At 36.8% G+C, this 12,463-nt stretch carries 11 protein-coding genes; 3 read left to right on the forward strand and 8 right to left on the reverse strand.

Annotated features, from left to right (window positions below; all coding sequences use genetic code 11):
* Positions 1 to 328: 328 nt before the first annotated feature.
* A complete protein-coding gene (locus C7Y47_RS10190; RefSeq protein WP_142508682.1) occupies positions 329 to 1,168 on the forward strand; it encodes a YitT family protein in 840 nt (279 codons plus the stop codon).
* 133 nt (positions 1,169 to 1,301) lie between these two features.
* Here the strand turns inward: C7Y47_RS10190 and C7Y47_RS10195 are convergent, their stop codons facing one another.
* From C7Y47_RS10195 to C7Y47_RS10205, 3 genes are all read right to left on the reverse strand, one after another.
* Positions 1,302 to 2,210 (reverse strand): D-alanine--D-alanine ligase, encoded by a 909-nt coding sequence (locus C7Y47_RS10195; protein ID WP_142508683.1) that lies wholly within the window; start codon positions 2,208 to 2,210, stop codon positions 1,302 to 1,304.
* Positions 2,211 to 2,214: 4 nt separating this feature from the next.
* A complete protein-coding gene (locus C7Y47_RS10200) occupies positions 2,215 to 3,663 on the reverse strand; it encodes a PLP-dependent aminotransferase family protein (protein ID WP_142508684.1) in 1,449 nt (482 codons plus the stop codon).
* Positions 3,664 to 3,907: 244 nt separating this feature from the next.
* Positions 3,908 to 4,621: a class I SAM-dependent methyltransferase gene (locus C7Y47_RS10205; RefSeq protein ID WP_142508685.1), complete on the reverse strand. Its 714-nt coding sequence runs from the start codon at positions 4,619 to 4,621 to the stop codon at positions 3,908 to 3,910.
* A gap of 310 nt (positions 4,622 to 4,931) precedes the next feature.
* On the opposite strand from C7Y47_RS10205, the gene C7Y47_RS10210 reads away from it, so the two are divergent.
* A complete protein-coding gene (locus tag C7Y47_RS10210) occupies positions 4,932 to 5,837 on the forward strand; it encodes a PucR family transcriptional regulator (protein WP_142508686.1) in 906 nt (301 codons plus the stop codon).
* Positions 5,838 to 5,922: 85 nt separating this feature from the next.
* The gene (locus C7Y47_RS10215) at positions 5,923 to 7,020 is read left to right on the forward strand and encodes an ABC transporter ATP-binding protein (RefSeq protein ID WP_142508687.1); all 1,098 of its coding nucleotides are present in this window, start codon (positions 5,923 to 5,925) and stop codon (positions 7,018 to 7,020) included.
* A 292-nt stretch (positions 7,021 to 7,312) separates the two neighbouring features.
* On the opposite strand, the gene C7Y47_RS10220 is transcribed toward C7Y47_RS10215, so the two are convergent.
* The 5 genes from C7Y47_RS10220 to C7Y47_RS10240 form a co-directional block, all read right to left on the reverse strand.
* The gene (locus tag C7Y47_RS10220) at positions 7,313 to 8,188 is read right to left on the reverse strand and encodes an ROK family protein (RefSeq protein WP_142508688.1); all 876 of its coding nucleotides are present in this window, start codon (positions 8,186 to 8,188) and stop codon (positions 7,313 to 7,315) included.
* Positions 8,189 to 8,317: 129 nt separating this feature from the next.
* Positions 8,318 to 9,331, reverse strand: coding sequence for an SIS domain-containing protein (locus C7Y47_RS10225; RefSeq protein ID WP_255505118.1), 1,014 nt, complete (start codon positions 9,329 to 9,331; stop codon positions 8,318 to 8,320).
* An 11-nt stretch (positions 9,332 to 9,342) separates the two neighbouring features.
* A complete protein-coding gene (pfkB, locus tag C7Y47_RS10230; protein WP_142508689.1) occupies positions 9,343 to 10,281 on the reverse strand; it encodes a 1-phosphofructokinase in 939 nt (312 codons plus the stop codon).
* On the reverse strand, positions 10,278 to 11,120 hold the full coding sequence (locus tag C7Y47_RS10235) for a class II fructose-bisphosphate aldolase (RefSeq protein WP_142508690.1): 843 nt from the start codon (positions 11,118 to 11,120) through the stop codon (positions 10,278 to 10,280). Before C7Y47_RS10235 ends, pfkB begins: the two co-directional genes overlap by 4 nt.
* 556 nt (positions 11,121 to 11,676) lie before the next feature.
* Entirely contained in the window at positions 11,677 to 12,408 is a 732-nt protein-coding gene (locus C7Y47_RS10240) for a GntR family transcriptional regulator (protein WP_142508691.1), read from the reverse strand.
* Positions 12,409 to 12,463 lie beyond the last annotated feature (55 nt).

Here is a 12,463-nt window from a genome sequence, read left to right on the forward strand (position 1 = left end):
CCAATTATTATAGGATATATTATTTCACACCCCCGTTTAACTAGCCCTAACTTCAAACTTTAAGTTCGGATATAGTATATATATTATAAGCTGATTTCAGCATGATTCCACATAACTATTTAACTTCTTTCAGCGGGCAATTATGCTAAAGGTATAATTAATTAGCAGCTTCATGAACTATTTTTTAAATTCGACTTTTTCTCTAATAAAGGACATACTAACAAGTATAGATTTATCATAAACGAACATTCCAAAAAGTATATAAAATGTCTAGAGCTTGATATAGTATGTATTTAGGAAAAAATCAATTTGTTTTGGTGGTGTATATATGAAGAAGTTCATGATGGATTTTTTAATGATTACGATCGGGGCGTTGCTTTTTGCACTGGCTGTAAACTTATTTGTTATACCTAATGATTTAGGTGAAGGTGGCGTAACAGGTTTAACAATCATTGCCTATTATTTGTTTGGATGGTCGCCAAGTATTGTGAGCTTTTTGCTTAACGCAGCTTTATTAGTAGTTGGCTATAAATTTTTAAGTAGGCAAACGACTATTTATACGATTATTGCAGTATCCCTCCATTCACTGTTTTTACATTTAACAGAATCGTGGTCGATTTCTTCGAATGAAATTATTGTGAACGCTATTTTTGGCGGGGTGTTTGCTGGAGTTGGTATAGGCTTAATTATAAGAGTTGGTGGAACAACAGCAGGTTCAACAATCTTAGCTAGAATGACGAACAAATATTTAGGCTGGAGTATTAGTTACGGTTTATTGTTTTTTGATTTAATAGTTGCTTTTTCATCTTACTTTATTATCGGAGCAGAAGCATTAATGCTTACTGTCATTATGCTTTATGTCGGAACAAAGGTAATGGAGTTTGTTATTGAAGGTGTAAATCCGAAAAAGGCAGTTACGATTATTTCGAAAAAGCCAGAGGAGATTGCCAGTCATGTGAATGGCTTTATGAACCGAGGCGTGACAGTTCTATCAGGCCATGGCTATTACACGAAGGAACAAAAAGAGATTCTGTATATTGTTATTAGTAAACAGGAAGTTGTAAAGCTAAAGAAAATCGTCAAAGAAATAGACACGGATGCTTTTATTGCTATTCATGATGTACGAGATGTTTTTGGACATGGATTTATTGAATTATCTAAGGCGTAATTAAGAAACTGAGAAAACACCTTTTGTTGAAAATGAGGATTATCCCTTTAAAAATCAACATAGAGGTGTTTTTCTATTGACTATTTATACTAATCCCCACGGAGTCGCCCAGCCTCTACCCCTGATGAACCCTTTATCCCCTAACCTGTAAGGAAATTTCAATAATCCTATCTAAAAGTTTTGTATAGGTAATTCCTGCCGACGATGCGCTTTTTGGGAGTAAGCTGTTCTTTGTCATCCCTGGCAAGGTGTTAACCTCCATGACATATGGGATTCCATCCTTGATCATCATATCGATTCTGGCGTAAACATCACACTTTAATGCTCTATAGCAAGCTTTTGCTGCCTCGGTAACTCGTTCATGTACGGCAGGTGGAAGCTCTACAATTTCCTCTATCGTAGCAGCATCCTCATATTTCGCCTTATAGTCAAAGAACTGCGCTGTATGTTGAATCGAAATAATCGGTAATAGCTCCCCGTCCAAAATGGAGCATGTTATTTCTTCACCTTCTATATATTTTTCAATAATGATTTCAGCATCCCATTTGAATACTTCCTCAATGGAAGTGAGTAAAGAATTTTTATCATAAACTATTTTCACCCCTACACTGGAGCCACCCGAATTAGGTTTAACGACGAACGGATAGCCCATCTTATCTAATTCATCAAACTGAAGCTCCTCGATATTCGAAAGATGGAGCCAATCCGGTGTTTCAATGCCTTCATGACGTAGAATTTTTTTCGAAATGTTTTTATCCATACACATACTGCTTGAAAGTATTCCACTCCCCGTATACTTAACGCCCATAGCCTCTAGTACACCTTGAATCGTACCATCCTCTCCAAATTTGCCATGTAGTGCTAATAAAGCAATATCAATATCTCTCACCTTTTCAATAAGCTCCGACGTGTTATGTTCATTTAGTTTAATAGCAACCACTTCGTATTTACTCGTATCTATATGAGCGATCATTTCTTTCCCTGTCATAATAGAGACCTGCTTCTCCGAGGAAACGCCCCCCATAATAACGCCAATTTTCATATGTTCAACTCCCTATTTCATTTTTTAAGGTATCACCAATAATCTTAATACCACGCACAATATCCTCTTCTCTTAGCCGAGAAAACCCTAATCGAAATGTGTTACTGCCCTCACCATTGCTGTAAAAAACGTCACCAGGATAAAAAACAACTCCCCTTTGATAGCACTTCTTCAATAGTGTACGAGCATCCATTCCTTCTTCTAACTCAATAAAGAGATGCAGTCCACCATCTCCTGTCATTCTTTTAAAAGGAATGTATTGATGGCAAGCTTGACGGGCTATTTCATACTTTTTCTTATATACAAACTTAGCCTTTTTTAAATATTTTTCAAAATAACCATCCTGTAAATATTGATAAAGCACAGCCTGATCTAGTGTCGAAGTATGAATAGTACGTGCTCTTTTCATACTTTCTAAACAGTGGATGAGTTCCTTATCAGCTAATATCCACCCGACACGTAAGCCTGGAAAAAGAATTTTAGAAAAGCTACTAATATAAATAACATTGTTGCCCTCACCGATAAAAGTCATTAGCGGTGCTAAATGCGAGCCTGAATAACGTAATTCCTCATTAAAACCATCCTCCACAATTGGAATTTGATATTGTGAAAAAAGCCTAATAATTTCAGCTCTTTTTTCAGAGGATGTCACAATACCTGTCGGATTATGATAGGACGGGATTAAGTAAGCAAAATCAAATTCCTTTTCCGATAAGCTTTTCTTAACTTGTTCAATATCGATACCGTCATCCTTCATGTCGATTCCGTGTATGTCAAATCCGTGTAGACGAAAAAGCTTTAATGCCGCATGGTGAGTAGGGTTTTCACAAATAACACGTCCAGATTTTTTCGCTAAGGAAGATAATAAAATATCTAAGCCCTCGGTAAAACCATTCGTAATCAAAATATCCTTATTGGAAATATCTACACCCTTCATTTCCATATAGTGAAGAAGGTACTCAATTAAAGGTTTATAGCCCTTTGCATACCCGTAATTCAAAACGATATCTCCTTCAAGGGACATCCGAGTCAGAAAAGCTCTTTTAAAATTTTCAACATCAAAAAGCTTCTCATCGGGAGAAACACTATTGAAGGAAATCATTCCTTTTTCCCAATGAATATCTTGCTTCATTAAATCTAGCTCATCAGCTAACAAGGTAACGTTATTCAGTCTCTCCTTCCAATTAAATTCGACAGATGCAGCTTTCAACGTTTCGACTTTCCCTACAAAATTACCTCTTCCTTTCACTGCATAGATCATGCCCTCTTGCTCTAAATCTGCATATGCATTTAGTACCGTATTTCTACTAATCGATAATAATTTACTAAGTTCACGGGTAGATGGAAGCTTTTGATGCTCCAGCAAGTGTCCCTTCATAATCATTTCTTTTAAATAGTCTTTTAATTGGCTATAAACTGGACGATTACCTATAAGCTTAAAATCATTAAACACTTCCTTGACCCCCTTGCTTTATTTTTACATAACTGTTTCTAACTCAAAAGGTCCACAGTATAGGGATTTTCCCTTCCTTGTGGTATGGTCTGATTCAAAAAATGCAACCCTTCAAAACGAAGAATTGCACCTATAAAAGGCTAATAAAAATACATTTTGAAGTCCTTTCTATCAGCTCGTTCTTTAAGAACTATCGTATTTATTTCTAGGAATAATTGAAAGGGCTAGCCTCTCTTACCTCCTCCTATTCCTTTTTAAATAAACCTACTAAAAACCCTTCTAGACCAAAATATTGGTGTTCATCAGATAGGGCTTTCATTTTCCGTATTTCTATATCTTCTAATGATTGAAATATTTCTTTCAGTTGATGTTCGGTATATCCTAATCCGCCTTCTAAGCTACGTTTTATATATACTTCTTCATCCGAGATGGCTGAGCCACCATATGTACCATGTTCCTCAAATGAGCATAAAGCAAAATAACCATTGGGCTTTAATAGTGTATGAATCAATTCAATATACGTCACACGACGATGAGGTGCTATATGATGAAAACAACCTGAATCATAAATAAAATCAAAGCTCTCTTCTTGTAGATTCAGTTCAAAAATATTAGCGCAAATGAAATCTACATTGACGTCTGCTTCATCAACCCTTTTTTGTGCCCACTGCAATGCATGATCCGATAAGTCGACTCCAACAACTGAACAGCCTTGTTTTGCTAAGTAAATAGCATTTCGTCCTGCACCACAACCTAACTCTAAAACACTATTTGGTCGAATCATCTTTTTTTCAAAATAGCTTACTAGATTTTCATCAGGTTTATTAACAAAAAAAGGTACCTTTTTAAATGTTTGATCATAAAATCCATCCCAAAATCCTTGCGGTTCACGTAATAAATTATCTAATACTCCTAGCAATTGTTGATTTGATTTGCATTTTACGCCTCCATTTTGCATTTATCCAAAAACTAAATATTCTATATTTTCATTATATGGGATAACCCTCCAAGGATGTTAGCCATCTTTCTTCCGAATATAGATAACTATCTCTCCTTCTATTAGTTTTGACACTTCCTAATGTTCATTGAAATACAAAATGTTACACTTGAAATGGCTAGTATTTTTCACGCTACTTATCGTAAATGGCTCACCGTGCGTCAACAAAAACAAAGGACTAAACGGCTTAAGCCCATAATTATTTCCACTGTCTGCTTGTAAGGGAGCAATTCATATTTGGTTCCTGAATAGCAAAGGAAGGAGTTATCTAATGAACTTAAATCTCAAAGCATTGTTTTCTACTTACCGTCATTATCGAACAAAGCCAACGGAGTTAATGTATGACTTTTTTTATTTCTACCATCGACAAGCAAATGCATGGTTTTCTGTTTCAAAGCAAGAGATTTCACAGCGTGACTACCAATGGCTCACTGTTTTTTATACGGAGATCACTTCTACAATATCTCAACCATCAGAAATCTGGTATGAATTTTTATATTTGAACGGTGACATACCATCTAAATTATCATTTAGCAAAGCTCGCGTTATTCAGCTCATTTTTTTAAATGATAATCCTCCTGCTGAAGAGTTAAAAGAAGCTACTTTAAACTTTTTCCAGCAAGATACGGTAGTACTTCAGGTTGCCACAAATCGCTTTCTATTAATTGAGGCGATGGATCATTCGATTAATAAAAAGGAAGATTTCATCGCACTTATTCGTACAATTGAAACAGATTTTTTCGTTCAAATTCATTTGTATCAAGGCGAAACTTATGAAATAAATAAGCAATTCCCAAGTAAGTTCCAACGGGAAGCTCAATGGTTTGAGGAATGCTTACATTATAAAAATGCTGAACAGTTTTATTCATTTGAAACGATTTTTCCTATTTTATTAACGCAACAAATGCCTGCTTCCATATGGCAATTTATAGAAGAACAAATTTTAATACCTTTGCAGTCTGATATGGAGTTACTTGATACAGTCAGGACATTTTACGAATGTGGGTTAAATATTTCTTTGACATCAAAGAAACTACATATTCATCGTAATACGCTTAATTACCGTTTAGCAAAATTTCAAGAAACAACAAATATTTCTACAAAAAATCTAGACGGTGCTATACTCGTCTATATTGCTAGCTTTCTTCGATCAAAATTACAAAATGCACAAAAATAATAACTGAAAATTATGCATTTTAAATATTTAGTTTTCCCCTACACTTTTTATACACTAAAAAAAACAAACAAAGGGGCTTATAAACATGGAAAAAATCATACTTAAAAATATTATTAAAACATATGATGGCGGTGTAACAGCTGTATCTGACTTTAATTTAACAATTCAAGATCGAGAGTTTATTGCACTTGTCGGGCCTTCAGGTTGTGGGAAATCGACAACATTACGAATGATTGCCGGCTTAGAGGAAATTTCGTCTGGGGAATTTTTAATAGATGGCAAGAAAATGAACAATGTGCCTTCTAAGGATCGAGATATTGCGATGGTTTTCCAAAACTACGCACTATATCCACATATGACTGTATACGATAATATGGCATTTGGCTTAAAGCTTCGCAAGTTTTCTAAGCAGGAAATAAAAGAGCGTGTCCACAATGCAGCTGCAATTCTCGATTTAGAAAAGTATTTAGATCGCAAGCCGAAAGCTCTATCAGGTGGCCAGCGTCAACGTGTGGCACTCGGTCGAGCCATCGTCCGCGATGCAAATATTTTCTTAATGGATGAGCCTCTATCCAATTTAGATGCAAAGCTTCGCGTTCAAATGCGCGCTGAAATAACAAAGCTTCACCAACGATTAAAAACGACTACTATTTATGTAACACACGATCAAACAGAAGCGATGACAATGGCCACTCGTCTCGTTGTAATGAAGGATGGTATAGTTCAACAAATTGGGACACCTGAAGAAGTATATGGAACACCAGAGAACAAATTTGTTGGTGGTTTTATCGGCTCACCATCCATGAACTTCTTTAAAGGAGTATTCCAAGAAAACGGGATTCAGATTGCTGATATTACACTAGCTATTCCAGCAGAAAAAAGTAAATTATTAAAAGAACGAGGTTATTTACAAAAAGAACTGTTTCTTGGCATTCGACCAGAGCATATTTATGAAAAATCTTCTGTAAATCCTGAACCGTTCTTCACAGCTGTTGACGCGAATATTGAAGTATCCGAATTAACAGGTGCTGAGCTAATGTTACATGCCCAATTAAATGGTCAGCCTTATATCGCGCGGGTGAACTCCGATACAAAAATTACACAAGGTCAGGTCGCGCATCTACTATTTGACATGTCACGCATTCATTTCTTTGACTTAGAAACAGAGCAACGCATTCGCTAAGGTTAGATATTACGGGAGCGGAAAGGCGTTCAAATGGGATGTTAGCCTAAAATCATCGCATCTTTGCGATAACGGCTAACTTACCTGCATCGATAAAAATAGTTCAGGGCAGTACCGAAATGACCGATTTCGTGTCGACCCTTGCTGTCGCTACGTTAGCACCGCGCTTTCGCACAAAAAACATCTGCAGGCATAAGCACAGTATACTCCTTCCCTTCCTAGGGAAACCTACGTTATCCTTTAAAAATAGAAAAAGGCAGTAAACAAACGTTCATTTGTTTACTGCCTTTCGTTATTTTATCGCTGCTCCGTAAAGACCCGCTTCACCTTTATGAATGCTGCTTTCAATGATTTGTTCTTTCCCTGCAAAAGGTGTCCCTACAAAACGCTGCTGAATCGCTTCTTTAATAGAATCAATGATTTTAGGATGATGATTAAAAAAGCCTCCTCCTAAAACGATACAATGTGGATCAAGCAGTAATATTATTTGCTGCAACTGTTTCTCTACCGATTGGACTAATGGCTCCAAAATCTTATCGACGATAGAATTCCCATTATAGTAAAGTTCCATCATATCCTTCAATACTATCTCAGAATCACCGAGTAGCTTTCTCCCTAATGTTTCAATTGCCGGGCCAGCAACACTCTCTTCTAGTGTAGTTCCGTCATTATCGACAATACTAAAGCCAATTTCACCAGCTAGTCCGGTTCCCCTTAAAAATTCACTATTAACAACCGTACAGCAAGAAATACCGGTGCTTAATGTAACATAAACCATTGTTTCTTTGGAGAACTTTCTAGCTCGGTATTCTCCCCATGTTGCTATATACACATCGTTGTCCATTTTAATATGAGCATGTGGAAACACTTCAGTTAAACGCATACAAATCGGAAAGTTCTCCCAAGGTATATTATTTTGATACACCGCGATACCTTGTTCAATATCAACGATACCAGGCACACCAATAGATACCTTAGAAATTTCTTTAAACGTAATTTCCTTTTCTGCACATAGCTTTGCAAAGCTATCAATCAAACAAGCAAATAAAGTTTCTCGATTTGTGTTATCACTAGCCACTTCTTTTGTGCTCAATAATTGCTGATTTATATCGAACAAAGCCGCGGCTAATTTTGTTCCACCTACGTCTGCTGCTAAAATGTAACTCATTTTTTCACCGCCAATTTTCTTATCCCGCATTAACTACCAGTAGTGTCCTTATTGATTCGGGACAACAGGATGTTCATTTCACAGTAACGTTTACCTCTTTATTATTCACTGAGTGAAGTGATTCATTTTTTAAAGGCTTACGACTTGCGTCAAATTACGTGGTTTATCTGGATCATAGCCTTTGTATATTGCACGTTGATATGCTAACAATTGGAAATATGGAACTACTTCAACAAGGCGATTCAAGTCATCTATTTCTTCTGAAAGTCTAATGATTAAATCTGCTTCCAAGTCTGCTAAAGCTATACCAATTACACCAACAAAACCACCAAGCTTTTGAATATCCTTTATTAATGCTTGATCGAAGTCCTTCGTTTCTTTTTGTGTAAATAAAATAATGACAGTCTCTTTATCTACAATAGAAATTGGACCGTGGCGGAATTCTAAATTCGAATAGCTTTCACATTCTGTTTGTGTCATTTCCTTTAGCTTTAATGTCGCTTCTTTAGCTAATCCGTTATAAGCACCTGACCCTAAAAAGATAAAACGTTTTTTCGTTAAATCCTCTGTCACTTGCTTTAACTGCTCGCCATTGCCTAATGCTATTTTAACAAGTGCAGGAATTTTTTCTAATTGGTTCATCCATTCAACACGTTGACTAATTTTTGCCGCATATAGTTGAAGAGCATATAACATATTAGAAAATGATTGCGTCATGACAACACTTTTCTCTGAAATATCGTTTAAGGCAATCACTTCATCTGCTACTTCAGCCATTGGTGTATCACCATTACACGTAACTGCCATTGTACGTATATTCTCTGCTCCGTTCAAATGCTCCAATGCCATAATAATTTCAGAAGTTGTTCCTGAGCGTGAAATACCGATAATATTATACTTTTTATTTGATAGAATGTGAGTATCCGTGTGTAAAAATAGCTCAGATGCTGGGACTGCTACTGCTACTTCTCCTGTTGCCGATTGGTAATAACGTGCAGCTGCGATTGCTAAATAATATGATGTCCCACATCCTGTGAAAAGAGCTATGTCTACAGCCTCTTCATTGAACGTAAGCGACTGAACAATCTCTTTTGTTTTACCTAATTGTTGAGCTTGTTTCATAATCTCATTATACGTGTGCATAAATAAAACCCCTATCTCTCTTTAATTTTAGTTATTTGTAGCTCTTTTATGAGACTTTGAACAGTCTCCTTTTGTACTTTCGCAATTTCTTTTTCACCTGCATTTGCAGAGCCACATGCAACGGCCCATTTATATGCCTCCGTACAGTCCACACCTTCTGAAAGCTTATAGACAAGGCCTCCTAAAAACGCATCACCGCTACCAACTGTATTTATAACATTAATTTTCGGTGCATTTACTTGGTAAACCCCTAAACGATTAACAAATAAAGCCCCTTTTTCGCCCAACGAAAAACATACATGCTCAATTCCTAAATCCTGTATTTTTTCACCAGCTTGAATGAAGTCGTCTTGCGCTTTAACCTGTTTCCCGATTAATTGAATAATTTCATCCTCATTAGGTTTAATGATAAAAGGTATTGCTTCAACGCCTTGCTTCAAAGCTTCTCCGCTCGTATCGAGAGCAACCCGAACACCTTTTTGTTTTAATAATCGAATAATCATTCCATAAGCAGCCATTGGTATACCTTTAGGTAGACTTCCTGAAAGCACGAAATATTCAGAACACTCCGCTTGAGCTTTAATCCATTTCAGCATTTCTTGCCATTCATGCTCGTAAATCATTGGTCCGTCTTCTAAAAGCTCGGTCATTTCCTTCGTTTGCTTATTTGAAACGGTTAGACAAATTCGACTTTCGCCCTCTATTTGAATAAACCCTGTTTGCATGTTTTCTTCCTTTAATAGTGCCTTTATTTTTTCCCCATTTAGTCCGCCAACGAAACCACCAATGACCACTTCACCACCGAGCGTTTGAATGACACGGGCGACATTAATGCCTTTTCCTCCACCTTGCTGCAGCTTCTGCAATACTCGATTTGTCTTACCAAGCATTAAAGCATTCATTTCATATACTTGATCAATGGCTGCATTTAAAGTTATCGTCGTAATCATTTTTGTAGCATCACAATCTTTTGCTCTACTAACTCAATTAATGCCTCTCGTGCAGGAAGAAAATACTTTCTTGGATCATTTTCTGTCGGATTTTCTATAAAGAAGGCTCTTAATTGCTCGGCAAATAAATCTTTTAGCTCTGTTGAAAAATTCACTTTCGCAATACCGTATTTTAAAGATTTACGTACGCTTTCTTCTGGTACACCTGATGCACCGTGCATAACTAATGGCACATTTGTAGCACGATGAATTTCCTGCAGTAGTTCGAATTGTAGCTGTGGTTCTTGTTTATACTTACCGTGTGCTGTGCCAAAAGCTGGCGCGAACGATTGGATACCTGTTTCTTTCACAAAGCGTTCAGCTAGTTTAGGATCAGTGAAAAAGGCCATTTTCTCGTCAACTGTTACATCATCTTCTACACCACCAATTGTTCCAAGCTCTGCTTCGACAGGCACATGAATTGCACTTGCAGCATCTACAACTCTTTTCACAAGATTAATATTTTCCTCAAAGGGTAACGTAGAACCATCAATCATCACCGACGTATAGCCCGCTCGTAAACATTCCATTACAACTTTATAGGACTCACCGTGATCCAAATGTAGGGCTACTGGTACTTTTGCTTGCTCAGCAGCTGTTTTAGCAAGCGCCATCATATAATGCATTTCTACATATTTATAAGTGCTTGAAGTGGTTTGTAAAATAACAGGTGCACCTACCTTCTCTGCTCCTGCAATAACTGCTTTAATAATTTCCAAATTATGCGCTCCGAACGCACCAATTGCATAATTATTTCTATAAGCGTCTTCTAACATTTCATTCGTCGTCACTAATGGCATAATCGAGTTCCTCCCTCAATGGGTTGTTGGTATAATTTATAGTATAAAAATTCTGATAACTGATGAAACATTATTAAAAGGCAATTATGTCAATGAGTTTAAGATGTCTATACAGTAGGAACTCACCGACAAAACAAATGGATGGATGGATTTCCGTTCTGACTGAGCACTTTCCAGAGGTGTCCGATTAGCAGTTTGGGCCAAAAGGGTGTTGGTTACGAAGCCGCTATCACAGGACACGATACTTTTTAGCCTTTGCTCCTTTATAAGTTTGTTGCAGGATCATCTCTGTGAATGCAAAGGAGTCGTTCAGTCTTGCACACCAATCAAACTTAGCATGATACTCATTTTTTAACGATAAACGGAACTCTTCACGGCTTGCGCGAAAGCAAAGTGTCAGAACCAACATAAGCAGCAAAAGCACTCGACCCTCAGCAAGTAGTCACCAGAAGCAGAAATCGCCCACACATTTAAAATGCCAACATGTACAAAGATTACTTTACCTTGGCCATTTTATTCTTTAACATTATGAAACTCATAGATCGTAACTATGAGTTTAGTTTAATTCTGTATAAAACCGGCAGCGATCGCCTCTTACTATTGAAATGCAAAATTCGACTGGCTTTCCTGAAGTTTCGAATGCAGTACGTTCTAGTAATAAAGCGGGTTTTCCTGCCTCCGTTTTCAACAAATGTGCCTCATCTTTACTAATAAGAACAGGCTCGAAAGCTTCTTTTGCCCTTACAACGATAATGTCAAAACGTTGTGCTAATAAGCTATACAAGGAAGAGGAACTAACCTCATGTAATATTTCACTATCCTTGATGATACTTTTTGGTAAAAATGATGATTCTAAAACAATCGGTTCATTATCTGCAAAACGTAAGCGCTTCATTTCAATGACTCGTTCATCTTCACCTAATTCAAGACTGTGTCTAACTTTTGTTGAAGGGAATACTTCCTGAATCTCAAGCACTTCATCTCTTGGATTTAAACCTTTTTCTTGAAGCACACGACTAAAACTATAAAAACCACCAAGCGATTGTTCAAACCTTGGCTTTGCAACAAAGGTTCCTTTCCCTTGAATACGGTATAGTTTTCCTTCTTGTACTAATTCTTCAATTGCTTTCTTTGCAGTATTTCGACTGACACGAAACATCTCCATCAATTGATTTTCAGAATCAATTTTATCCTCCGGCTTCCACTCTCCCGATTGAATCTTAGCAGATAATCTTTGTTTCAATTGATGATATAGCGGGATTACACTAGCTTGATCTAACGGTTTCATCTCTACTCATCCTTCTCCTAGGTTTTGTTATCAATATATCATCTAATCAAAAGGA

It is taken from the genome of Lysinibacillus sphaericus, from assembly GCF_006864135.1.
Taxonomy (GTDB): Bacteria; Bacillota; Bacilli; order Bacillales_A; family Planococcaceae; genus Lysinibacillus.

Excerpts from the sequence above, each read along its gene's own strand:
- C7Y47_RS10215 (WP_142508687.1), top strand. The coding sequence starts at position 5,923 with ATGGAAAAAATCATACTTAAAAATATTATTAAAACATATGATGGCGGT.
- pfkB (WP_142508689.1), bottom strand. The coding sequence starts at position 10,281 with ATGATTACGACGATAACTTTAAATGCAGCCATTGATCAAGTATATGAA.
- C7Y47_RS10235 (WP_142508690.1), bottom strand. The coding sequence starts at position 11,120 with ATGCCATTAGTGACGACGAATGAAATGTTAGAAGACGCTTATAGAAAT.
- C7Y47_RS10220 (WP_142508688.1), bottom strand. The coding sequence starts at position 8,188 with ATGAGTTACATTTTAGCAGCAGACGTAGGTGGAACAAAATTAGCCGCG.
- C7Y47_RS10240 (WP_142508691.1), bottom strand. The coding sequence starts at position 12,408 with ATGAAACCGTTAGATCAAGCTAGTGTAATCCCGCTATATCATCAATTG.
- C7Y47_RS10225 (WP_255505118.1), bottom strand. The coding sequence starts at position 9,331 with ATGCACACGTATAATGAGATTATGAAACAAGCTCAACAATTAGGTAAA.
- C7Y47_RS10205 (WP_142508685.1), bottom strand. The coding sequence starts at position 4,621 with ATGCAAAATGGAGGCGTAAAATGCAAATCAAATCAACAATTGCTAGGA.
- C7Y47_RS10210 (WP_142508686.1), top strand. The coding sequence starts at position 4,932 with ATGAACTTAAATCTCAAAGCATTGTTTTCTACTTACCGTCATTATCGA.
- C7Y47_RS10195 (WP_142508683.1), bottom strand. The coding sequence starts at position 2,210 with ATGAAAATTGGCGTTATTATGGGGGGCGTTTCCTCGGAGAAGCAGGTC.
- C7Y47_RS10190 (WP_142508682.1), top strand. The coding sequence starts at position 329 with ATGAAGAAGTTCATGATGGATTTTTTAATGATTACGATCGGGGCGTTG.